Origin of the sequence: Pantoea sp. Fr+CA_20, assembly GCF_024520835.1 — a bacterium.
Taxonomy (GTDB): domain Bacteria; phylum Pseudomonadota; class Gammaproteobacteria; order Enterobacterales; family Enterobacteriaceae; genus Pantoea; species Pantoea allii.
In genome coordinates this window covers 60,570-84,195 of record NZ_JALNPN010000008.1, presented here as the reverse complement: position 1 = coordinate 84,195, position 23,626 = coordinate 60,570, and the positions used below count along the sequence as shown (strand labels likewise).

Genomic DNA, 23,626 nt, shown 5'->3' with positions numbered 1-23,626 from the left:
GAATGGGTGAACCACCATAACGCCCGCTCCCGGCGGGCGCAATGGAAAGCCGTAGGGATTACGTCAGCACATGCGGATTAACGCAGTTTTTTTCTACCTTTCCGTTCAGCGCTGCGATCAGATTTTCTACCGCATCCTGCATCATCCCGTATCGGGTTTCATGGGTTGCTGAACCAATGTGCGGCAGCGTCACCACATTCGGCAACGACAGCAGTGGCGAGTCAGTGGGTAAGGGCTCTTTCTCGAACACATCCAGTCCGGCGGCACGAATAGTACCGTCCTGCAGGGCGGCAATCAGCGCCTTTTCATCCACCACCGGGCCACGACCAGCATTGATCAGTATGGCATCAGGCTTCATCAGCTTTAACTGTTCCGCGCCAATCAAATGGTGGGTTTCTTCGGTCAGCGGCAGGCTGATGCACACAAAGTCGCTCTGTTTTAGCAGCGTTTCCAATTCACAGCGTTGCGCCGCGAACTGTAATTCGGCCTGCTCATGCTGGCGGCGAGCCTGGTAGATAATTTTCATGCCAAAACCGAAATGCGCCCGCTGGGCCAGCGCCATTCCAATGCGGCCCATCCCAAGGATTCCCAAGGTTTTATGGTGCACATCGGTGCCAAAGCGATCCGGGCCAATGCTTTTTTGCCAGTTACCCGCCTTTACCCAGGCATCCAGTTCCGGAATGCGTCGTGCGCTGCTGAGGACCAGTGCCATAATGGTATCGGCGACTGTTTCTGTCAGCACCGTTGGCGTATGCATTAGCACCACGCCACGTTGATTTAGCGCCTCTACATCAAAGTTGTCATAGCCCACAGAAACGCTGGAACAGGCCCGTAGCTTAGGCATTTTTGCCAGCAGCGCCCCATTGACTTTACCGCCCGAGCCTAATAATCCTTCGGCCTGTTGCAGCGCCTTTTCATGCTGCTGCTGGCTTTCTGGCGACAGATCGTCGATTTCGGTCACCGTGGCATGTTCTGCAAGGCGCGCACGCAGATCGTCAGGCAATTTTTTATAGAGAATGACGGCGGGTTTCATCAGAGAGCTCCCTGTAAATGAATGACGGGCAACGCTAAGGTCGCCCGGAGAAGGTGCTAACGCTTACGCTTTCAGGCCGGTTTCGCCCCGTGAAGCGGCGGCGTCTTATTCTGTGCGGGTTTGACGATAAGCGTCAGTACCACTGACAGCAGTAACGCGCCGCCCATAAAGATATAGGAGGCAGAAGGACTGCCGGTCGCACCATTCAGATAACCCACAATCCAGGAACCGATAAAGGAACCCAGCGCGCCCATACTGTTAATCAATGCCATTGCACCACCCGCGACATTACGCGGCAACATTTCCGGAATAATGGCAAAGAACGGTCCATATGGCGCGTACATCGCCGCCCCCGCAATCACCAGTAATGTATAGGATAGCCAGAAATTGCCGGAGCCGACCAGATACGAGCCCAGGAACGCCAGTGCACCAATCAGCAGCAGTGGCCAGACAAACAGCTTACGGTTTTGCGTTTTGTCTGAGGCCCAGGAAACCAGCACCATCGCAATGGTGGCCGCCAGATAAGGTACGGCTGACAGCCAGCCGGCTTCAACCATGCCCATTTGAGTGCCATTACGCAAAATTGAAGGCAACCACAGTACGAAACCGTAAACGCCAATGCTCCAGGCAAAATATTGCAAACAGAGAATGATGACATTGCGGTTGCGGAAGGCTTCGCCGTAGTTGCGTACCGCCTTAATACTTTCCTGCTCTTTTTGCAGCTCAGCCTGCAGCGCGGCTTTTTCTGCCTCGCTCATCCAGCGCGCCTGCGACGGTTTGTCCTGCACTAAGAACCACCAGGCCACGGCCCAGATAACCGCGGGAATGCCTTCAAAAATGAACATTTCCCGCCAGCCGAAGGCCTCGATTAAATAACCGGACACCACTGACATCCACAATACCGTGACCGGATTGCCCAGGATCAGAAAGGTATTGGCCCGCGAGCGTTCAGATTTAGTAAACCAGTTACTGATATAAATCAGCATGGCGGGCATCACGGCGGCTTCGACAACGCCAAGAACAAAACGAATGGCCGCAAGCATGGGAATGTTACTGACGATACCGGTCAGTGAAGCACAGCCGCCCCACAGAATCAGGCACCAGAAAATCAGTTTTTTTACACTGCGGCGTTCGGCATAAATTGCCCCAGGGATCTGGAAAAAGAAATATCCCAGAAAGAACAGGGCGCCCAGTAATGATGACATGCCTTTCGTGATGCCCAAATCGTCATTAATGCCCGCTGCCGACGCAAAACTAAAATTTGCACGGTCAAGGTAGGCAAGGCTGTAAGTAATAAACACGATGGGCATGATGAACCACCAGCGTTTTGGCGCGATAGTCTGCGTTTTCATCGGAAACTCCTCTGTCTGTGTTTGCGGGCTGGGCTACGCATCGCCTAACTGCTGGCGTGTCGGCAAACCTTCGCTATCGCCAATAACCTGAATCGCCAGTGAACCTATTTTGTTACCCCGACGAATCGCCTGTACCAGTGGCTTCCCTTCCAGCAACGCACTCACCACACCCACGGCAAAACCATCTCCCGCCCCCACAGTATCAACGACGTTATCGACTTTCATCGCCTCAACCTGGCCCTGCTCACCGCTGGCCGTTTTGTACCAGGCACCGTCACAACCGGTTTTAATGATGACCGCTTTCACGCCCTTATCGAGATAAAAATCGGCGATATCCTGCGGCTGACGATAGCCGGTTAAGATATAGCCCTCTTTTTCTCCAGGCAGTACCCAGTCCGCGTATTCCGCTAACAGATTGAGCTGCTTGCGCATTTCATCTTCGCTGCGCCACAACACAGGTCGCAGATTGGGGTCAAACGAAATAGTTTTGCCTCGTGCCCGCATCTCTTTAGCCGCATGCTTTGTCAGCGCAAGCGAGCTGTCTGAAATCGCCGCCGCCACGCCGCTAAGATGCAAATGGCGCGCGGAACCGAAATAGTCGTGGTCAAAATCCTTTGGCGACAGATGACTGGCAGCGGAGCCTTTACGGAAGTACTCCACCCGCGGATCTGAACCGTCATCGACTTTGGATTTAAGCTGGAAACCGGTGGGATACTGCGAGTCGACGATCACCTGGCGGTGGTCAATATTTTCCTTATCCAGCACCTGACAGATAAAGCGACCAAAGGCGTCCTGCCCAATGCGGCTTACCCAGCCCACTTTCAGGCCAAGGCGCGCCAGACCGATTGCCACATTCAGTTCAGCGCCAGCGGCACGCTTAACAAAGGTTTCTACAGCGACCAAATCGCCCGTTTCACGGGCGACAAACATGGCCATGGCCTCACCGATGGTGATCACATCAAGCGTGCCGTTTGGATGGGTTGTCATATGTACTCCTCAGACGTTACGCAGCAGCGTCACATAATGGCGCGTAACCGCAATCAAATCGTTGCCTTCCAGCGGAAACTCAATGCCGCGAGGCGCTGTTGCAGGTAACCGGTGTAACAGGCTTTGCCAGCCAGGCGGAGCGTCATCCAGCGCTATCGCGCGGTAGCTGGTTCCCTGCGCCGCCGCCGCTTTGACATGCACGTAACCCACATGGCCCGCCAGCAGGTCCGCCGCCTGGCGCGGGTCTTCATCCGTCCAGTACCAGTTGCCCATATCAAACGTCATGCCGATCGGCAGCGCCGCCTCCTGGGCAGCGTTGAAGAAACGCAACATGGGCTGCTGCTTACCAAAGCGCGTTTGATCATTTTCTACGGTGAGGGGAATGCCATATTCCGTCATAAGCTTACGCAGCATTTCGCTGTACAGCGCACCTGTGAAGTTTCCCAGCGCCACTTTCAACCGTTGTGCATTGAGCTGAAGTGCTTCGCTAAAGTAGCTTTTCAACAGTGGGTTTAGCCTGCCGTCCTCGCTGAACAAGGTGTCGGGCACCGAATAACTGACGCGTAACTGGTGCTGCCGCGCCGCCTGCGCCAGCGCGGGTAAATGCGTTAGCGTGGTGTCATCACACAGTTCACGGCGGATTTCCACACCGTCGGCACCGGCCTGCTGGATAATGGGCAAAAGCGCTAACTGCCCGCCCAGTGCAGCAACCTGTTGATGACCATAAGCAGCGGTCACGACGATGATTTCGGGCTTCATTACAGGCTCCTGATGTGAAAATCGGCATTTGCGTTACAAAAACGTTAAATGGAACCGGTTCCAAAGCAAAGTGGCAAAACGCGGAATTATGATCGTGCTCACGAAGTGAGCACGTAATCGAAAGGAAGAGTCTGAAAATCAGCGCAGGCGTTGGCTGGAACCGCGAACAATCAGTTCGCCCGAGAAAACCTGTTCGCAAGGGGGATGATCGTGACCGTCGATACGGGAAATAAGACGCTCAAGCGCGTGATAACCGATTTGCCAGGTCGGCTGCTTTAAGGTGGTAATACCCACCCCGGCCAATGCAGCCCACTCAAGCTCGTCAAATCCCAGCAGACCAATGTCGCTGCCCCAGTGCAGCGCAAGACGCTGGAGAGAGCGGGCCACCTGCAGGGTTAGCGCGCCATTGGCAACCATTACCGCACAGCGTTTTCCCGCATGGCGCTGATGAAAGTCGCGCAGGACGTTATCCATCAGCTCCGGTTGGTGCAGCGCGACCTCGGCGTTCTCATGGACGATCGCGGGATGCGCAGCCAAACGCTGGCGAAACGCCTGTAGCCGTTCCCGACGCGTATTCACGCTTCCAAGCGGTTCACTGAGAAACAGCAGTGCCTCATAGCCGTTATCAATAAGATGGCCGGTGGCCGTTTCTGCCGCTTCGGCATTATTCAGCCCGACAACATCGCACGGGAAATCAGGGATTTTTCGATCGATCAGTACCATGGGCAGCAACGACTGTTGTAACCGGCTCAGAACCTTTTCATGCATGCCAACCGCATTGACCACAATGCCTTCAACCTGATAGCTGCTCAGCAACTGCAGGTAATGCTGCTCCAGATCGACTTCGTTATTGGTATTACACATCAGCAATGTAAAGCCACATTCGCGGCAGGCGGCTTCAATGCCGCACATCACGTCCACAGAATAGGGATTCGTAATATCGGCGATGATCAGGCCAATCAGTCGGGTACGCCCGCGTTTCAGGCCACGCGCCATCTGACTTGGCCGATAGTTAAGATCGCTAATCGCCTGCTCGATGCGCGCTTTTAAATCGGCAGAGAGCAAATGTTGCTCGCCGTTTAAATAGCGTGAGACGCTGGTTTTACCGGTTTTTGCCGCGTGAGCAACATCGCTGATCGTGGCGCGAGACGGCCTGCTTTTCATAAAGTCTTCCGCAAATTAAGCATCCGGCGAGACTACCACAGGCATACAACATGGCAAAAAAGATAGCGTCATTGGGGAAGTTGCAGCCAGGGTTGCCACAGTACCTGCAGTTGCGCCAACGGCGCGCCTTCAAGCAGGCGCATTATCATCGTCGCTACCTGCTCCCCTCTCTGCTGCTCGCTGGCCTGGCGAATGGCGATAATCGGGTAATCGATAATGGCATCAGCCGGTAGCCCGTCCCAGGCAATTAAGGTGATGGCGTCTTTACCCTGCAGGCGACCCGCCTGCTGCAGTGCCATTAGCGCGCCTTCCGCCAGCGCGCTGCAATCGGTGATAATTGCCTCAGGTTGCAGCCCTTGCGCCAGCCAGTCTGTAATTTGTTGATAACCCGCCCGACGCGACGGTTCAACCACGGCGGTGGCATAAGGTGGCACGGAATCCAGCGCATTCAGATAACCCTGGCGGCGATCGCGCACAAACGTGCAGGTCTCGTTGCCACCGAGCCAGGCGATACGTTGCATGCCGAGCGCCAGACAGTGCTTCACGGCCAGAACCGAACCGGCGGCATTGTCGACATCAAACCAGGCATGATCCTGCTGTGCATCACTCCGTCCCAGCGTCAGAAAATTAAAACCTTTCTGCTGCAGGCTGAGCAGGCGCTCGTCATGAGGTGAGGTGTGCGTAACGACGATCGCATCGACCGCCCGGCTGCGCAGCATGCGAATCAGTGAACGCTGCCCGTCATGCGGTTTATCGGTTAATAACAGGAGATCGATATCGTAGTGAGAAAGACGCTGATCGAGCGCCACTAATATCTTGTTAAAGTGCGTGTCGCTGAGTGGCGGAGCGCTCATCGGATAAACCAGTCCTACCGCGTTGGCACGTCCGGTTTTTAAACGTCGGGCGGCAACATTGGGACGGTAGCCACGTCGCTGTGCTTCTTCTTCCACACGCTGGCGTGTTTGTTTGGCCACATCCTCATAACCGTTGAGTGCACGGCTCACTGTGGTAACGGAGAGACCTAATACTGACGCAATGGCTTTCAGTGACATGATGCGTTATCCATTGTTCAATTTGAATCATTCTGGCATAAAGCGTTGACAGGCACCGTGCGCAGGTTCCCAACTGGAACCCTTGCCAATTTTATTACCGAAAATTGTCGAAAAAATGACAGCGAGCCGTATTTCGCCCCCGGAGACGGGGGCGGGATAATCAATTCAACGGACTGAGCGTAATTTCAACGCGGCGGTTCTGCGCTTTACCGGCTTCAGTACTGTTAGTGGCAATCGGGCTGTCTGGCCCTGCGCCCTGAGTATGCAAACGATTCTCTGCGACACCCTGAACGATCAGGGCGCTGGCAACGCTTTCGGCACGCTGCTGCGACAGACGCATGTTTAACGCACGCGAGCCGGTGCTGTCAGTATGTCCCACAACATTGACGGCCGTTTTGGGATACTCTTTCAGCACCATTGCCACACCGGTCAGTGTATTGGCCCCCGCCGGTTTCAGGCTGCTGCTGCTGGAATCAAAGGTCACATTGTTCGGCATGTTCAGCACGATGTTATCGCCCTGACGGGTCACACTAACGCCGGTTCCTTTCATTTTGTCGCGCAGTTTCGCTTCCTGGACATCCATGTAATAACCCACGCCGCCGCCTAATGCCGCGCCGCTGGCCGCACCAATTAATGCCCCTTTACCGCGATCTTTCTTCGAGGAAGAAAGTACGCCAACGCCTGCGCCCACTAATGCGCCAAGGCCTGCACCTACACCGGATTTACCGGCCTGAGATTCGCCAGTGTAAGGATTGGTGGTACAACCCGATATCACCAGGCTACCGCTTAACAACAGGGTGAGAGCAATTAACTTTTTCTGCATTATTTATCCCTTACGTTCATCACAACGAGGCATCTTATCCCCCAAGTGGTACTGATTATGCCGCGCAAAAGTGAGGAAAATCCTGAGACAATGTCTTATTTTGTAAAGGATCGGCGTTAAATGTTGTCAGGATGGCAAAAACAGTTGGTTTGATGATCGTTAATCAGGCCGCAGGCCTGCATAAATGAATAACAAATTGTCGGGCCGATGAATTTAAAACCACGCGTTTTGAGTGCTTTTGAAAGCGCAATGGCCTGCGCGGAGGTTGTCGGGCTCTGTTTATAGTCGGCGAAATGATGGACAATGGGCTGATTATCGACGAACTGCCAGACAAAGCGGGCAAAATCCTCGCCTTCTGCTTCCATTGCCAACATGGCTCGGGCATTTGCAATAATCGCCGCAATTTTGCCTGGATGACGGATAATGCCGCTGTTCTGCATAAGCTGCGCGATATCCTGCTCATCCATCAACGCAATGGCCTGCGGATCAAACTGGTGAAACGCGGCGCGGTAATTTTGGCGTTTTTTCAGCACGGTAATCCAGGACAACCCCGCCTGCTGGCCTTCCAGGCACAACATTTCAAACAGCGCCTGTTTATCTCTCTGCGCGATGCCCCACTCCTTGTCATGGTAGGCCAGATAGACAGGATCTTGCGTTACCCAGCCACATCGTTGCATTGCATTAGTCCTTATATAGCGCGCTATTTTGATTTCCCCGATAGTAGAGGCAATCCCTGACGTTTTGAACCCTAAGCCGCGTAATTTGCGAGGCCGCTTCGGCTATCAACGCAGGTTATGTTGTTCGCTGAATCGATCACGCATAAAAAGCGAAGGCAGGTGCGACGAATAAAAATATAATGATAACGATAGTCATTTTCAGGTAACTCCATGCGTAACGATGTAATCCTTATTGGCCGTGAGCTCACGGTATTTCTTTTTACTTCTCTGTTTATCACCTTAATGATCGGCCCCCTCTATGTGGATGTGGTCTGGATGGATAATGCGCTGCATGAAGCGTCTTTTACCGAAACCGTGCAGGAACTGTTATTGGTCAGTCTTGCCGCGCTGTTTTTTATTGCCGCCCGTCATCGGCCCGAACAACGGGGTGGTTTAACCTTAATTGCCGGTTTTTACAGTTGTATGCTTATCCGTGAACTGGATTTTTTCTTCGATCTCATCCGTCATGGTAGCTGGGTGTGGTTTGCGCTGGCGATTGCGCTGGGCAGTTTAGCGGTAGCCATGCGAACACCTAAGCAAACCATCAGCGCGTTGGCGGATTTGCTGAATCACAATCGTTGGCCCGTCATGGCGGCCGGATTGATGATTGTGCTGGTTTTCTCCCGGCTGTTTGGTATGAACGCGCTGTGGGAGCACCTGATGCCCGATCACTATAATCGAGGCGTCAAAAATATGGCTGAAGAAGGCGTTGAACTGCTGGGTTACAGCCTGTGCTGGCTGGCCGGGCTTCGCTATCTGTGGCAAACCCGGCGCTAAGCGCGTCAGGTAAACACTGCCACGTCAACCCAACGGTTGTGCTAACGCATTAGGTTGGGTTGCTATCCACAACGCTTTTTCAGCGATCCTGCGCGTTAAAAAAGGTACAATATGCGCTTCTGCACCGGGTTATTTTATCCGGTGTTCGGTGTAAGTTAACCGCAGGTCTTTTCATGTCAGTCAAAATCTTAACGTCAACGCTTATTGGTCTTGAGGCTTTCCGTCAGGATCCACTCAGCGCCTTGCAGCAGGCTGAAGACGGCACGCTGGCGGTGCTGGAAAATTACACGCCCGTGATGTACGCCATCACGCCAGCACGTCTGGCACGGCTGCTGGCACTTGAGGCAGCCTCTCAGCAACCCACTGATGTGGCGCTGGATGACAGCCTGTATGACGATGTTTCTGCTACGCTGCATACGCCAGTGGGTAAATTTGCCATGTATGATGGCTGGCAACCGGACGCTGACTTTACGCGTCAGGCGGCCATCTGGGGCGTGGCGCTAAGCGAGCCGGTCACGGCGGCCGAACTGGCTGCCTTTGTGGCTTACTGGCAGGCCGAAGGCCGTCTGTTTCATCATGTGCAGTGGCAGCAGAAACTGGCGCGCAGCCTGCAGATGAACCGCGCCGCGAATGGCGGACAGCCCAGACGTGATATTACGCAGTTGCCGAATCCTGACAGCACAATTCCTGATGGTTTCCGGGGTGAATAATGAAAACGCCGAACGATCTGTTTAACCGTCTGAAACGGATGATGCCCGCGGGCACTCGCCCAAAGTTCACCAATGGTGAAGAGTTACTGGCCTGGAATCAGGAACAAGGCCGCCTGCGCTCAGAATCCATTGTGCGTGAGAACCGCGCCATGAAAATGCAGCGCATCATGGGCCGTTCTGGTATTCGCGAGTTACACATCAATTGCTCGTTCGATAACTATCGGGTTGAAAACGAAGGCCAGCGCAAAGCCCTGGAACTTGCTCGCCAGTACGCGGCAGAATTTGACGGCAGTATTGCCAGCTTCGTTTTCTCAGGCCGGCCCGGTACCGGTAAAAATCACCTGGCAGCAGCCATTGGTAACGACCTGATTTTACGGGGTAAGAGCGTGCTCATCGTCACGGTAGCTGACCTGATGTCGAGCATGAAAGGCACCTTTAGCGGCAGCAGCGGAATCACGGAAGAGCGACTGATTCAGGATCTCAGCAGCGTTGATTTGCTGGTGATCGATGAGATCGGTATGCAAAGTGAATCGCGCTACGAGAAAGTGATTATTAACCAGATCGTAGACCGCCGTTCATCCTCAAAACGCCCCACAGGTATGCTCTCTAACCTTGATCACGCCGGTATGAATGCGTTGCTGGGTGAGCGCGTTATGGATCGTATGCGCCTGGGCAACAGTTTGTGGGTTCGCTTTGACTGGGAAAGCTATCGCAGCCGCGTTCGCGGTGATGAATACTGATATGTGCTGCCCGCTAAGGCGGGCCAGCGCGTTATCCTGCCGTTACACGATCGTGTGGCCTGGCACCCATTTCTGACTTAATTCCCCCGTCCAGATGCTATTGCCGTTTGGCAGCCTATCTGCCCAATGCTAAGTTTTGATTAGACATCAAACTAATAAGACTTCATCGTTGGTAGGTCCGCTACCGATTTTCACATCTGGGGTAAGCCGCCATGAAAGTAACTGGCAAAGGGCCTGCATTAATGCGGCTGAATAACCAAAAGCGGGTGATGGCACAACTGCGTCAGCTGCGTATCACGTCGCGTCAGGATCTGGCACACATACTGGCAATCAGTAAAAATACCGTGTCGCATATTATTGATGACCTGCTGGAACAGGATTTAGTGCAGGAGCTGGGAAAGGCCAGTGTCTCTGCGGCGGGCCGCCCTAAAATTCATATCACCCTGCGCCCGGAAAAGCTGGTCAGCGCCGGCATCATGGTGGAAAAGAACCTGATTCACTGGCAGGTGTGTGATTATTTTTCCCAGACGATTGCCGAGCAAACCCTGCGTACAGATACCAGCAGGCCGGGGCCGCTGTTGGCCGAGGTGGCCGCCTTATGTGACAAACTTACCGAGGAGTGGCCGGGTCTGTTAGGCATCGGGCTGGGTTTTCCTGGCGTCGTTGATCCCAGGCGGGGCTGGATGCATTTATCCACCCATTTGGGCTGGCAGGACGTTGACCTGGCGAGCAACCTACGCAAACAGGTACAGTTGCCGATTCGCATTATGAATAACGTCAGAGCGGCTGCGCTACTGTCTGTACAACAACTCAAATTGCCCGCCGAGAGCGGGCATTTTTATTTACGTATCGCTGAAGGCATTGGCGGTGCGCTGGTACAGCACGGTGTCGTTTTCACGGGCAACAGTTGGACCGCAGGTGAAGCCGGTCACCTTACCGTGCAACCTAATGGCCCTCGCTGTAGCTGCAACCGTCAGGGTTGTCTGGAAGCCATGATCAGCAAACCCGCCATTAATCAGCAACTGGCTCAGCGTCAGCCGGGATTGACCTGGCAAAGCCGTGACAGCGCACCTAACGTGGTGAACGAAGTCATGCAGCTGGCGGGCAACTATCTGGGCATCGCGCTCAGCCAGATCATGCTGTTACTGAATCCCGCCAATATCATTATTGATTGCCCCTGGAGCATCAGTCCGACATTTTGCCAGGCCGTACTGAATCAGACGCAGGCAAACAAACTGGCGTTTATTGCCGCCCATACTCAGGTGCATTTCCTGACCTCACATCTTGCGCCGGCAACAGGACTGGCGCTGGCAATCATTGAGCAGATGGAGCAACGTATGGATTAACGGTGCTCGCGCTGGCGAAAATCGGGAATAATCAGGTCACCCCGCATCACATAGGCGTTCAGCACGCTTCGCGTCTGTTCCGTCAGTGCCTTAACGATGCGCGCAGCCATGGCGTCCATTGAATACTCAATCGCCGGAATGGTTGGGATGCCGGGTAAATTCAGCGATCCAGCCAGGCTAAAAACCATAATATCGGTGGGAACCTGTTTGTTGAATGCCTGCAGCTGTGGAATGACTTTTTGGGCCTGCTGTTCATCCGCCACCAGCAATGCGCTAAAGTTCAGCGTGGACGCGTTATTCAACAACTCCTGTAGGGCGACCGAGGAGGATGTGGAGTCCATAAACACCAGGTTACGGTTAAAAGGCAGAAAGTTTTTTTCCAGGGCGTGCTTATAGCCCAGCAACACCTGCTCGGAAAAACCCATTCCGTCAGGATGGATCAGGGCGATCTGGCGGCGATTCTGGCTTATCAGATAGTGACAGGCGGTTTCAGCAGCGAAAGCGTGATCGAACTGGATACTGCTCACGTCATCCCCTGTTTCCAGACAATCCACCAGAATCACGTTTTTTTGCTGAAGATTGAGCGGGAAGCGAGCGCCGATAATCAATACATCATCACACAAGCCACAGGTCAGCTCATTCAGACAGTGCATCACTTCTGATTTGCTGTTCGCGAAACGGAGCAACAGGTGTTTTTGGTGCTGACTAAGATGTTTTTCCAGCGCATAAAGATAACCGGTCGTCTGGTTAATATTGTCCTGCGCGCAAATTACGCCAATACAACCGGTGGACTGGCTCAGCAATGACTGAGCGATCACGTTTGGACGATAATTCAGTTCATCCACCGCTTTTAATACTGCGACGCGGCTGGCTTCTTTTACGCCGCGTGACCCACTCAACACGCGTGACACCGTGGCTTTTGACACACCAGCCAGACGCGATACATCGTTGATAGTAGACATCATTTTCCCCTAAAAAAACCACAGGCCCCCTGAATTACTGACTAACGCTGCGGCTCAAATTATCACCATTGGCAGTATAGCGTTTTCATTTTTTTGTGGAAACCGATTTTCCATCTCTTCTCAATCTTCGACAAAAACCCCCAATTACGTGATCTGAATCGTAATAAAACACCTCGTTTCCTTAAGATCATGACGCCTGTCACAGTTCCTTTTGCGACAAATGGAAACCGGTTTCCGTATCGTATCAAATCATATCCGTCCACGTTTTCATTTAAAGGAGCGTTACTCATGATCAGGATTATGTTGTGTTGTTCAGCGGGCATGTCCACCAGCCTGCTGGTACGTAAAATGGTAGAGGTTGCGGAACAGCGTGGTCTCAGTGTGCAGATCGATGCCTGGGGCGTTTCAGAATTTGATACGCAGTTTCCAAACTATCAGGTTGTCCTGCTCGGCCCACAAGTAAAGTACATGTTAGCCATGCTCTCTGAAAAAGCTGCCACCCACGGCATTCCTGTCCGGGCTATTGATATGACGGATTACGGCATGCAACGCGGTGACAAGGTGCTGGATTACGCTCTGTCGCTTATTGAAGCGGCACACTAGAAAGGTGTCATTATGAGTTCGTTATATCAGTCGATGGTGACGGTAATTGAACAGTCCATTACGCCACTCGCCGGAAAGTTAGGTCAGCAAAAGTATGTGATAGCGATTCGTGACGGCTTTACGGCGGCACTGCCGTTTATGATTATCGGGTCGTTTATGTTGGTATTTATCTTCCCGCCATTTTCAGCGGACACCACTAACAGCGTTGCCCGTGCGTGGCTCGACTTTTCCATCACCTATCGCCAACAGCTGATGCTGCCATTTAATCTCAGCATGGGCGTTATGACTTTTTTCATCTCGGTCGGGATTGGTGCCAGCCTGGGCCGTCAGTTTAACCTTGATCCCATCATGTCGGGTTTGCTGGCGTTTATGGCGTTTTTACTGGTGGCCGCGCCCTATGCGGATGAAAAGATCTCAACCCAGTATCTTTCCGGTCAGGGGATTTTTACTGCCTTGATTACCGCCATTTACGCCACCCGGGTTTATGCCTGGCTAAAGCAAAATAATGTCACTATCCGACTGCCCAAAGAAGTGCCCACCGGCGTGGCCCGCTCCTTTGAGATTCTGATCCCAGTCCTGGTGATTATCGCAACGTTACATCCGCTCAACCTGTTTATCGAAGCGCAAACCGGCATGATTATGCCGCAGGCCATCATGCATTTACTGGAGCCGCTGGTCTCTGCTTCGGACTCCTTGCCCGCCATTTTACTTTCCGTACTGCTCTGTCAGATATTCTGGTTTGCCGGTATTCACGGTGCCCTGATCGTCACCGGCATTATGAACCCCTTTTGGATGGCTAACCTGTCTGCTAACCAGGCAGCCCTGGCCGCCGGTGCCGCCCTGCCGCATGTTTACCTGCAGGGCTTTTGGGATCACTACCTGCTGATTGGCGGCGTGGGTTCCACCTTACCCCTGGCCTTCCTCCTGCTGCGTAGCCGGGTGCTGCATCTGCGCACCATCGGTAAAATGGGCGTGGTACCCAGCTTTTTTAATATCAATGAACCGATCCTGTTTGGTGCCCCGGTCATTATGAATCCACTGCTGTTTATCCCCTTCGTGTGCGTTCCGATGATTAACGCCGTGCTGGCGTACACCGCGACAAAACTCGGCTGGATCGCTCAGGTGGTTTCGCTCACGCCCTGGACCACACCCGCCCCGATTGGTGCATCCTGGGCAGCCAACTGGGCGCTCAGCCCGCTGGTAATGTGCCTTGTTTGTATGCTGATGTCGGGGCTGATGTACCTACCCTTCCTGCGAGCCTATGAACGCAGTCTGATTAAGGCTGAAGAGAAAAAAATCAAGGATGCCGCGCCAGCAGGCCATCCCGTGCACGGTCATCCACACGCTTAAGGAGCCAGTGACATGAACTACCGTTTTCCTGAAAATTTCTGGTGGGGCAGCGCCAGTTCGGCGTTGCAAACCGAAGGTGACAGCCTGAATGGCGGTAAAAGCCCGACCACCTGGGATCGCTGGTTTGCACGGCAACCCCACCGTTTCCATCAGGGCATTGGCCCGCAGAACACCTCTGGCTTTTACCAGCACTGGCAGCACGATATCGCGTTACTGAAGCAGTTAGGACACAACAGCTTTCGTACGTCGCTGAGCTGGGCGCGCCTGATGCCTGACGGCACCGACACAGTGAATCCCGAAGCCGTGGATTTTTATAACAAGGTGATCGATGCGTTACTGGCGCAAGGCATTACGCCCTTTATCACCCTGTTTCATTTCGATATGCCGTTGGCCATGCAGGAAAAAGGCGGCTGGGAGAACCGTGAAGTGGTGGAAGCGTTTAGCCGCTACGCCCAGCGCTGTTTCGACCTGTTCGGTGACAGGGTGAAGCACTGGTTTACCTTTAACGAGCCGATTGTGCCGGTCGAAGGTGGCTATCTGTATGATTTTCACTACCCGAACGTGGTGGATTTCAGACGCGCCGCGACCGTGGCCTGGCACACTGTGCTGGCTCACGCGCTGGCGGTGCGGGCCTGGCGTAACGGCGGTTATGACGGCGAGATTGGCGTGGTGCTGAATCTCACGCCGTCCTATCCGCGCTCGGCGAATCCGGCAGATGTACAAGCCGCGCATCATGCAGACCTGCTGTTTAACCGCAGCTTTTTAGATCCGGTTCTTAAGGGCGAATACCCAATGGATCTGATGAGTTTACTGAGTCAGTACCATCAGCTTCCGCGCTGCCAGCCCGGGGACCGCGAAGTCATGGCCGATGGCATCATCGACCTGCTGGGCGTTAACTATTATCAGCCGCGCCGTGTTAAGTGTCGGGATAGCGCCGTCAATCCTGAGGCACCTTTTATGCCGGAATGGTTATTCGATCATTACGAAATGCCAGGACGAAAAATGAATCCATACCGCGGATGGGAAATTTACGCGCCCGGTATTTACGATATTCTGACCAACCTACGCGTTAATTATGGGAATCCACGCTGTTTTATTTCTGAAAATGGCATGGGCGTAGAGAATGAACAGCGTTTTATCCAGAACGGTGAAATACTGGATGATTATCGTATCGAATTTGTTTCCGAACATCTTAAATGGCTCCATAAAGGCATTAGCGAAGGCTGTAACTGCCTGGGTTATCATATGTGGACATTTATCGATAACTGGTCATGGCTGAACGGCTATAAAAACCGTTACGGTTTTGTGCAGTTAGATTTGGCAACGCAAAAACGTACGATTAAAAAGAGCGGCAAATGGTTTGCTGAGGTTGCCGCAAATAACGGTTTTAATTGAGAGCAGCGATTATGATTGAACTTGAAGAGGCCGTAATGACGATCATCGTCAATGCAGGACATGCCCGCAGCCTGTGTTTCGAAGCTCTGCAGGCGGCAAGAAAGGGTAACGTCGACGAGGCCAAAGATCGGCTAAGGGAAGCCGATGACTATTCTCGTCTGGCTCATCAAATGCAAACCCGATTAATTGAGCAGGACGCTGGCGAAGGGCGACAGCCTATGACGTTAATTATGGTTCATGCTCAGGATCATTTAATGACGTCGTTACTGGCGCGTGAACTCTCAGAAGAAATTATTCATCTCTATCAACGGCAATAAAAGATATATCACAGGAGAAAAACGGAAAAATAAGCGTCCTCTGGAAAATACCATAATATAAAAATCAACTTGTTCTGGTGATCAATTAACCGGTGCAGGATGGTTATTGTCTGTTCATTAACACACGCCGTTATTCGGGTTGAACATAATCAACCTGAAGGACGCTGTGCAAACGAGACAACCATGAATATTATTCGAAACCTTCCATTACCTCTGGCGGTGGTCGCCGCGCTGTGCCCTGCTGTGAGCGCAGCACAGGAATTTACGCAGGAACAAATCGACGCCATCGTCGCCAAAGCCGTCGATAAAGCCCTGGCAGAACGTCAGGCAAAAAGGGATGCTGCAGTGGCGAAAACAACGGATGAGGTGACCGAACCACAAAGTCCGGTTCAGTCACCGGACCGGGCTATTCCGTTTGGGGTGACGTTCAGCGGCTACGCACGCTACGGTGCGCATTACCAAAGCGGCGATCAGAAATATGTTGGCGTGGACGGCTCTTACAACGGGGCCTCCGGTATTGGCCGCCTGGGCAACGAAGGCAACGGTGGCGAGTTCCAGCTCTCCAAAGCATTTAAGAGTCAAAGTGGTGCAATCTGGGACGTCAATGTGATGATCGATCACTGGGGCGATGAAGTTAACCTGAAAAAAGCCTATGCCGGCGTCACCAATGTGCTGGCATCAAATCCTGACGCCTATCTCTGGGCCGGACGGGACTTTCATCAGCGTCCACAGCAGAACATCAATGATTATTTCTGGATGAACCATGATGGCCAGGGCGCGGGGGTGAAAAACTTCGACGTGGGCGGGATAAAATTTGACGTCGCTGCTGTTGCTGCCGTGGAATCCTGTAGCCCTGAAGTGCTCAGCGACGAGTCCAATCCGTCGCGCATCACCTGTACGGGCGGTTCGGGTACCGGGGATAAAGGCAACTACGCCGCGACGTCTAAAATTCACGGCATGAAGCTGGGCGCACTGGATCTGGAGATCTACGCTAATTACGGTTTCGACTCCAAAGCGGTGGACAGTGACGATCGCCTGAAAGCCTGGCAGGGCGCGTTTGTGCTGAGCCACACCAACGACCACGGCGTGAATAAAGTGATTACCCGCTACTCTGACAACTCGGATAACAGCGTTTTCAGCAAAACCGAGGGCCTTCGCACTGTCTACACCAGCTTTGAAGGTAAGCATCAGTTTACCCAGCAGGCACAGGTGGAGTATTTGCTGGGTTATCACGATTACGACAACCGTCGACTGAAAAGCGACAATCGGAAAAACTACGCCGCGATTGTTCGCCCGATGTATTTCTGGAATGACGTCCATTCAACCTGGCTGGAAGCCGGTTATCAGCGCGTAAACTATGATGAAGGCGGCAGTAACAATGGCTGGAAACTGACCCTGTCGCAAAACATCGCCATTGATATGGGACCGGAGTTCCGCCCCATGCTGCGCTTCTATGTCACCGGCGGCAAAGTCGACGATGCGCGCACCGCGCGCGTGAATGGCCGTGAAAACGACATCCAGGACGACTTCAATCTGGGTGCAATGTGGGAAGCCTGGTTCTGAGGACAGGCGACAAGCCTTATAACCCCGTTCTCACGAATGACAGGCACAGAAGTTTATCAGCAACGTTGATAAAACCGCTCCGTTCGGGCGTTTCTGCCGTATGCCCGATCGGCTTTTATGTCGTCAGGATCACGCTTGCTGTTACGCCCTGCTGTCTCAACGGTATCCCTGCTGTTTCACATCATGACCTCAGATAAGAAATGTACCCTGATGGCTATCAGCAACAACGTCATCGGTTCAGGCTATTCAGGACAGCGAAGCCGGGTATGTCGACATACGGGGATTTTCTCGCCTGTGTGGTCAGGGCTGGGCAGAACGTTGATAGCGCGAGGCACCGTGGAAACGGCGCTTTTTCAGCCGCGCTGATCGCCTGGCTAGCGGCGCTGGCACGTCTTACTACTCCCCCTTTTTTGCGGCCATTACGCCCTGAGCGCCCGCATCGACTGATATAGCCTTACAAACGCTTTACGCTGTGCTTTCTGATTCAAATACCCGTATGAACCCTGTCACAAAACGCGCATTAAGTTTCCCGGCCCTCATCTGTAAGCGCTTATCTCGCCATCTTGTTAAAGGCTTGTTGCGCATAGCCTCAGGTAATTGTTAACTGCCATTGATGCACAGTGCGCATTAGTCGATGAGTTTATTGCGCTTATTTACTTTATTTACCTGATCCAGTCTTCAGCAACAGACGCGGCAAAAAGCGTCAACGATAAACTGGAGATACCGATGCATTCCTCGACTTCACCGATGACCACCCGCGCCAGAGCCGGCGCAATATTACGCGTTACCTCGGGCAACTTTCTGGAACAGTTCGACTTTTTTCTGTTTGGGTTCTATGCCACCTATATCGCCCACACTTTCTTTCCGGCGAGCAGTGAATTTGCCTCGCTGATGATGACCTTCGCCGTCTTCGGCGCGGGCTTTCTGATGCGTCCTGTCGGCGCAGTGGTGCTGGGTGCCTACATTGATAAGGTCGGCAGACGTAAAGGCCTGATCGTCACCCTGTCGATTATGGCGGCAGGTACTTTTCTGATCGTCCTGATTCCGTCTTATCAAAGCATCGGGCTTTGGGCACCGATGCTGGTGTTAATCGGCCGCCTGCTGCAGGGTTTCTCCGCCGGAGCGGAGTTGGGTGGCGTTTCTGTGTATCTGGCTGAGATCGCCACGCCGGGGCGCAAAGGTTTTTATACCAGCTGGCAGTCAGGTAGCCAGCAGGTGGCCATTATGGTCGCCGCCGCGATGGGCTTTGCCCTGAACGCCGTGCTGGAAGAAAGCACGATTCGTGAATGGGGCTGGCGGATTCCGTTTCTGTTTGGCTGCATGATTGTGCCTTTCATTTTCTTCCTGCGCCGCAAGCTGGAAGAAACCCAGGAGTTCAACGCCCGCCGTCATCATCTGGCGATGCGCGACGTGTTTAAAACCCTGCTGGCCAACTGGCAGGTTGTGATTGCAGGCATGCTGATGGTGGCCATGACCACCACAGCGTTTTATCTGATCACCGTTTATGCGCCGACCTTCGGCAAGAAAGTGCTGATGCTCAGCGCCTCCGATAGCCTGTTAGTCACGCTGCTGGTTGCCATCTCTAACTTCCTCTGGTTACCGGTTGGCGGGGCGCTGTCTGACCGTTTCGGACGTAAACCTGTACTGGTTACCATGACGCTGATCGCGCTGGCGACCGCCTACCCAGCCCTGTCGATGCTGGCTGCTGCACCCAGCTTTTCCATGATGCTCAGCGTTCTGCTGTGGCTGTCATTTATCTATGGTCTGTATAACGGCGCGATGATTCCGGCACTGACTGAAATCATGCCAGCGGAAGTTCGGGTGGCGGGCTTTTCACTGGCCTACAGCCTGGCAACCGCCGTCTTTGGCGGCTTTACGCCGGTGATTTCAACCGCATTGATTGAGTACACAGGCGATAAAGCCTCCCCAGGTTACTGGATGAGCTTTGCTGCCGTCTGCGCCTTACTGGCAACGCTGTATCTGTACCGTCGCAGCACTGTAAATCTTCAAACCGCCGTTAAACACTAAGTCAGGGATTCCATAATGAAAATAATTTACCGCTCACTCCTTGCCACGCTGGTCCTTTCCTCCGTCAGCACCGGTGTGCTGGCAAAAGAGGTGACCGTGATGATTTCTGGCGGCTTTAAAGCCGCGCTGGAAAAACTCACACCGCAGTTTGAAGCTAAAAGTGGCGACAACATTATTCTGGTGTCCGGGCCGTCGATGGGTAAAACACCGCAGGCGATTCCCAACCGTCTGGCGCGCGGGGAAAAAGCCGATGTGGTGATTATGGTCGGCGATGCGCTTAGTCAGCTGGAAAAAGGTAAGTGGATAAAACCGGACTCTCGCGTTGAGCTGGCTGACTCGCCGATCGGGATTGTCGTGAAGAAAGGCGACGCCAAACCCAATATCAAAACGGATGCCGATCTGCGTAAAACCCTGTTAAATGCGAAGTCGATTGCCTACTCAGACAGCGCCAGCGGTCAGTACGTTAGCAGCCAGTTGTTTAAAAAGTTAGGCATTGAAGACAAGGTGAAAGGCAAAGCGCACGAGGTGGAACGCATCCCGGTAGCGTCTGAAGTGGCAAAAGGCCACTATGCGCTGGGCTTCCAGCAGGTCAGTGAACTCCTGCCCGTGCCGGGCGTGACCTTTGTAGGTGAACTGCCTGAGGACGTGCAGTACATCACCCGGTTTGCCGGCGCGGTTCCTGCCAAAGCAGACCATCCTGAGGAAGGCAAAGCGTTACTGGATTTCCTGGCGTCTGCCCCGGCTCAGGAAGTCGTCCATGCCACGGGTTTGCACTCGGTCAACGCGCAGCAACCCGTTAAGCAGAGTGATACTGTTCAGTAATCAGTTTTTCCAGCTCTGCAGCGATATAAGACTGTATGCGTCCACTGCGCCTGATCAGGCCAACGGTGCGTTTCACGACCGGATCGGTAAGCGGCAGGTGAACCAGCACCGAATGGCCTGATGACGGCATCGACATCGCGGGAACGGCAGCAATGCCGATTCCCGCTTCGACCATGCCCAGCATCGTTGTTACATGCCGGGTTTCGCAGATGCTCGGGCGCGCCGGAACAACATGGCCCAGTGCGGAATCCAGTAGATTTCGATTGCCAGAGGTCTTATCCAGTCCGACATAATCCTGCTGGTAAAACTCTTGCCACGTCAGGCTTTTGCGGTTAGCAAGGGGATGATCGTGTCGGCAAGCCACGACGTAAACATCCTCCACCAGCGGTAAAAACTCAGTATTGGGCGGCGGGTTGCCCGAGAAGCAAATGCCAAAATCTGCCTGACCACTGGTGACAGCTTCAATAACGTTGCCTGCGCTACTGTCAATAATCTTGACCCGCACCCGAGGATAGCGCACCTGAAAGCGGCGAATCACATCCGGCATAAAGTAATAGGCGGCGGAAGGCACCGTGGCAACCGTCACCAGTCCGGTTCTGTCCTGGCTGACTTTACTGATATCCGCCATCACTTCTTCAAAGTTGGTCAGCAGTTGCTCGGAACGCGCGGCGAACGTCTGGCCGTAAAGCGTCAGCGTGACCCGGCGGGTGGTCCTGTCAAACAGCTTTATCCCCAACGCCGTTTCCAGCTTCTCAATCCTGCGACTCAGCGCCGACTGGGACAGGCAGATGGATTCCGCGGCGATACGGAAATTGCCATATTCAACCAGGGCGCGAAACGCATACAGATCGTTGAGATCGAAATTGACGGGCATGTGGGCTGGCGTTCCTTTCAACAATGATGTGGCAGGGACAGAGAGGGCTAATAGTGCCTTATCGAATGGTGGCAAACAAAGTGAAATGTTGGCGGAGCGCCTGACAGAAAACAGCCGGACAGGCAGCAGGTCACCCGCGCAGACGGATGACCTGCTGCTGCAGGGTTAAGCGCTAAATAGGCGACGTCGAGCGTGAAACGTTTCTGACCGCCTCTTCTGCCCGCTCCGAATTGCTCTGAATGCTGGCGATAACCTCTCCGGCCTGGCGCATCAGGTTGACGCCGCGAGCGGTGTTTTTCAGGTTATTTTCGATATCTTCCAGCACCTTTTTTGCCAGCTGATTATTGCTGGAGACCACGCGACCTATCTCTTCAGTGGCTTCATTGATGCGGGCAGCCAGAGTACGCACCTCGGCGGCCACGATGGCAAAACTGCGGCCGGACGTGCCGGCACGGGCTGCCTCAATTGCCGCGTTTAATGCGATAAATCGCGTCTGCTCAGCGATGTTGCGAATGGTGTGCACCATATCGGCAATGCGATCTGACTGGCCGTTTAACCCAAAGACGTCAGCGGAAACGCTGTTCATCTCTTTGGCGATCTCGGCCATGGTTCTGACGCTGTCTTCAATCACATCCGCACCCGTTACCGAGCTTTCGCGGGTTTGCTGCGCCATCTTCCACGCGTGCTGAGCCGCTTCATTTTCTTGCTGGTTTTGCAGCACCTGCTCGGTAACATCGCTGGCGAATTTTACAATCTTATATAACCGGCCATCGGCATCGAAAACCGGGTTATACGTCGCGCGCAGCCAGATAGTTTCGCCATGACGATTAAGTCGCGGATACTGCCCAGAGAAAAATTCGCCCTGATTGAGACGCTGCCAAAACAGCTGGTATTCCTTGCTGCTGCGCAGTTCCTCGGAACAGAACATACGGTGATGCCTGCCCAGAATCTCGTCGGCTTTATAGCCCGTTGCTTTGAGGAAGTTTTCGTTAACCTCTAACACTTCCCCGGCTTTGTTAAATGCGATGACCGCCATTGAGCGGCTGATCGCCTGCACCAGGGCATCCTGCTGCTGTGCCTCACTGATGCGCTCGGAGATATCTGCCGCCAGCTTGATGACCTTGATGACGCGGCCATGTTTGTCTTTCACCGGGACATAGCTGGCTTCCAGCCAGACCGGATGGCTGTCTTTGCCCAGACGCAGATATTTGCCGCTGAAGCTCTTGCCGCTGGCAAGGCGCTGCCAGAACTGGCGGTACTCAGATGAGTTCACCATTGATGGCGGGCAAAACATACTGTGGTGATGGCCCACGATCTCTTGCGCTTCGTAACCCATCTTGCTTAGAAACAGTGCATTGGCCCGAAGGATGGTGCCATCCGGGGTAAATTCGATGATTGGAACCGCATCGTCCAAAGCTCTGAGCGAATCGGCGGCGTGTTTATGCTGGTGTTTAGGAAAAATAGAAAATATTTTTTTAAAAATTGTCATTTTTTATACTGCCATGTTGAGTGGTCTGGAGGGTTTATCGGCAGGATAAAGAACGGGCTTGAGACAATGGCGAATAAACAACCATAAGATTGTGACCGGGCTAACCTCTTCTGTAAAATTTACGTTATGGCTGAATGAAGCGGGTACGGCATCAAGATTACGCTGATCTGGCGCGGTTTATGTGCGGGGAAGCCTGGCCTTTTATTCATGACGCTGCTTGCAGAGCGCAAACGGCGCACGGCGGCGATTCAATCTGACAAGGTTGGTGCGCTGCTGTCTGTGCAGACACAAAAAAGGCTGCTCATTAAGCAGCCCTTTTTCGCGCCGGCGCATCCGTAACGCTTATTTATACAGCTCAGCTGTCATGTGAACGCGATCGTTCGTATTGGCTTCGATGATTTTGTACTGTGCGCCCTGCTGCTCGGCCTGAGCGGCAATTTTGGCTTCTGTACCGTCCAGCGTTGAACCCGTTGCGGTAACGGTTTGTGCAAAAGCTGAGGCCGACATGAATGACAGTGCAGCAACGGCAGCAATCGACAGTGTTTTAATGGTTTTCATAATCCTGTTCCTTAATGTTGTAAGTGTGAAAGCAATTCGCTTTCGATGGGGTTATGATAACCAATGTTATTAATACAAAGTTAACAATAAGTGCAGTTATTGTGATCATGCTATCTATTGCACTGATAGCTCTCGCCTGTGATCGGTGGCGCGTGGCCTGGCAGAAGATCATGTTGGCCGTCGCTGAACGGGATATCTATCAAGGC

25 protein-coding genes are annotated in these 23,626 nt (G+C 53.3%); 13 read left to right on the top strand and 12 right to left on the bottom strand.

The features are described 5' to 3' along the window. Positions 1–58: 58 nt before the first annotated feature. The 8 genes from ghrB to NR177_RS12200 form a co-directional block, all read right to left on the bottom strand. On the bottom strand, positions 59–1,033 hold the full coding sequence (gene ghrB / locus NR177_RS12235; RefSeq protein ID WP_241568113.1) for a glyoxylate/hydroxypyruvate reductase GhrB: 975 nt from the start codon (positions 1,031–1,033) through the stop codon (positions 59–61). A 71-nt stretch (positions 1,034–1,104) separates the two neighbouring features. Then, positions 1,105–2,385, bottom strand: a complete 1,281-nt coding sequence (locus NR177_RS12230; protein WP_063877818.1) for an MFS transporter — start codon at positions 2,383–2,385, stop codon at positions 1,105–1,107. Positions 2,386–2,418: 33 nt separating this feature from the next. Further along, positions 2,419–3,372: a sugar kinase gene (locus NR177_RS12225; protein ID WP_256852977.1), complete on the bottom strand. Its 954-nt coding sequence runs from the start codon at positions 3,370–3,372 to the stop codon at positions 2,419–2,421. Between the two features lie 9 nt (positions 3,373–3,381). Beyond that, positions 3,382–4,131: a sugar phosphate isomerase/epimerase gene (locus tag NR177_RS12220; RefSeq protein ID WP_256852976.1), complete on the bottom strand. Its 750-nt coding sequence runs from the start codon at positions 4,129–4,131 to the stop codon at positions 3,382–3,384. A gap of 138 nt (positions 4,132–4,269) precedes the next feature. Beyond that, on the bottom strand, positions 4,270–5,295 hold the full coding sequence (locus NR177_RS12215) for a LacI family DNA-binding transcriptional regulator (protein WP_256852975.1): 1,026 nt from the start codon (positions 5,293–5,295) through the stop codon (positions 4,270–4,272). A gap of 68 nt (positions 5,296–5,363) precedes the next feature. Beyond that, complete coding sequence (locus tag NR177_RS12210; RefSeq protein WP_096012570.1) at positions 5,364–6,347, bottom strand: LacI family DNA-binding transcriptional regulator; 984 nt, start codon at positions 6,345–6,347, stop codon at positions 5,364–5,366. Between the two features lie 160 nt (positions 6,348–6,507). Next, on the bottom strand, positions 6,508–7,170 hold the full coding sequence (locus NR177_RS12205) for an OmpA family lipoprotein (RefSeq protein WP_063877813.1): 663 nt from the start codon (positions 7,168–7,170) through the stop codon (positions 6,508–6,510). Positions 7,171–7,286: 116 nt separating this feature from the next. Beyond that, the gene (locus NR177_RS12200; protein WP_063877812.1) at positions 7,287–7,847 is read right to left on the bottom strand and encodes a DNA-3-methyladenine glycosylase I; all 561 of its coding nucleotides are present in this window, start codon (positions 7,845–7,847) and stop codon (positions 7,287–7,289) included. A 210-nt stretch (positions 7,848–8,057) separates the two neighbouring features. Here NR177_RS12200 and NR177_RS12195 point away from each other — a divergent pair, with 210 nt between their 5' ends. The 4 genes from NR177_RS12195 (at position 8,058) to NR177_RS12180 (ending at position 11,459) form a co-directional block, all read left to right on the top strand. Further along, a complete protein-coding gene (locus NR177_RS12195; protein WP_096012569.1) occupies positions 8,058–8,663 on the top strand; it encodes a hypothetical protein in 606 nt (201 codons plus the stop codon). A gap of 173 nt (positions 8,664–8,836) precedes the next feature. Continuing rightward, positions 8,837–9,373, top strand: a complete 537-nt coding sequence (dnaT, locus tag NR177_RS12190; RefSeq protein ID WP_063877810.1) for a primosomal protein DnaT — start codon at positions 8,837–8,839, stop codon at positions 9,371–9,373. Continuing rightward, a complete protein-coding gene (gene dnaC / locus NR177_RS12185; protein WP_063877809.1) occupies positions 9,373–10,113 on the top strand; it encodes a DNA replication protein DnaC in 741 nt (246 codons plus the stop codon). Before dnaT ends, dnaC begins: the two co-directional genes overlap by 1 nt. A gap of 212 nt (positions 10,114–10,325) precedes the next feature. After that, on the top strand, positions 10,326–11,459 hold the full coding sequence (locus tag NR177_RS12180) for an ROK family protein (protein ID WP_256852974.1): 1,134 nt from the start codon (positions 10,326–10,328) through the stop codon (positions 11,457–11,459). Here the strand turns inward: NR177_RS12180 and NR177_RS12175 are convergent. Then, complete coding sequence (locus NR177_RS12175) at positions 11,456–12,421, bottom strand: LacI family DNA-binding transcriptional regulator (protein ID WP_096012587.1); 966 nt, start codon at positions 12,419–12,421, stop codon at positions 11,456–11,458. The two genes, NR177_RS12180 and NR177_RS12175, sit on opposite strands and share 4 nt — an antisense overlap. A gap of 288 nt (positions 12,422–12,709) precedes the next feature. Here NR177_RS12175 and NR177_RS12170 point away from each other — a divergent pair, with 288 nt between their 5' ends. From NR177_RS12170 to NR177_RS12135, 8 genes are all read left to right on the top strand, one after another. Next, positions 12,710–13,024, top strand: a complete 315-nt coding sequence (locus NR177_RS12170; protein ID WP_145394556.1) for a PTS sugar transporter subunit IIB — start codon at positions 12,710–12,712, stop codon at positions 13,022–13,024. A gap of 12 nt (positions 13,025–13,036) precedes the next feature. Beyond that, positions 13,037–14,374, top strand: a complete 1,338-nt coding sequence (locus NR177_RS12165; protein WP_256852973.1) for a PTS sugar transporter subunit IIC — start codon at positions 13,037–13,039, stop codon at positions 14,372–14,374. A 12-nt stretch (positions 14,375–14,386) separates the two neighbouring features. Beyond that, entirely contained in the window at positions 14,387–15,769 is a 1,383-nt protein-coding gene (locus NR177_RS12160; RefSeq protein ID WP_063877805.1) for a glycoside hydrolase family 1 protein, read from the top strand. 11 nt (positions 15,770–15,780) lie between these two features. Next, entirely contained in the window at positions 15,781–16,086 is a 306-nt protein-coding gene (locus NR177_RS12155) for a PTS lactose/cellobiose transporter subunit IIA (protein ID WP_063877804.1), read from the top strand. A 183-nt stretch (positions 16,087–16,269) separates the two neighbouring features. Beyond that, entirely contained in the window at positions 16,270–17,649 is a 1,380-nt protein-coding gene (locus NR177_RS12150) for a carbohydrate porin (RefSeq protein WP_172898128.1), read from the top strand. Positions 17,650–17,784: 135 nt separating this feature from the next. Further along, positions 17,785–18,015 (top strand): hypothetical protein, encoded by a 231-nt coding sequence (locus NR177_RS12145; protein WP_256852972.1) that lies wholly within the window; start codon positions 17,785–17,787, stop codon positions 18,013–18,015. A gap of 360 nt (positions 18,016–18,375) precedes the next feature. Next, positions 18,376–19,677: an MFS transporter gene (locus NR177_RS12140; protein WP_256853005.1), complete on the top strand. Its 1,302-nt coding sequence runs from the start codon at positions 18,376–18,378 to the stop codon at positions 19,675–19,677. A 15-nt stretch (positions 19,678–19,692) separates the two neighbouring features. Continuing rightward, a complete protein-coding gene (locus NR177_RS12135) occupies positions 19,693–20,499 on the top strand; it encodes a substrate-binding domain-containing protein (RefSeq protein ID WP_256852971.1) in 807 nt (268 codons plus the stop codon). Here the strand turns inward: NR177_RS12135 and NR177_RS12130 are convergent. Further along, the gene (locus NR177_RS12130; protein ID WP_063877801.1) at positions 20,474–21,373 is read right to left on the bottom strand and encodes a LysR family transcriptional regulator; all 900 of its coding nucleotides are present in this window, start codon (positions 21,371–21,373) and stop codon (positions 20,474–20,476) included. The two genes, NR177_RS12135 and NR177_RS12130, sit on opposite strands and share 26 nt — an antisense overlap. A 172-nt stretch (positions 21,374–21,545) precedes the next feature. Next, a complete protein-coding gene (locus tag NR177_RS12125) occupies positions 21,546–22,862 on the bottom strand; it encodes a PAS domain-containing methyl-accepting chemotaxis protein (protein ID WP_218995983.1) in 1,317 nt (438 codons plus the stop codon). Positions 22,863–23,069: 207 nt separating this feature from the next. Between NR177_RS12125 and NR177_RS12120 the strand changes: the two genes are divergently transcribed. After that, positions 23,070–23,201, top strand: a complete 132-nt coding sequence (locus NR177_RS12120) for a hypothetical protein (protein WP_255474497.1) — start codon at positions 23,070–23,072, stop codon at positions 23,199–23,201. A gap of 3 nt (positions 23,202–23,204) precedes the next feature. Here NR177_RS12120 and NR177_RS12115 read toward each other — a convergent pair whose 3' ends face one another. Next, complete coding sequence (locus NR177_RS12115; protein ID WP_063877799.1) at positions 23,205–23,420, bottom strand: YdgH/BhsA/McbA-like domain containing protein; 216 nt, start codon at positions 23,418–23,420, stop codon at positions 23,205–23,207. Positions 23,421–23,626: the final 206 nt, after the last annotated feature.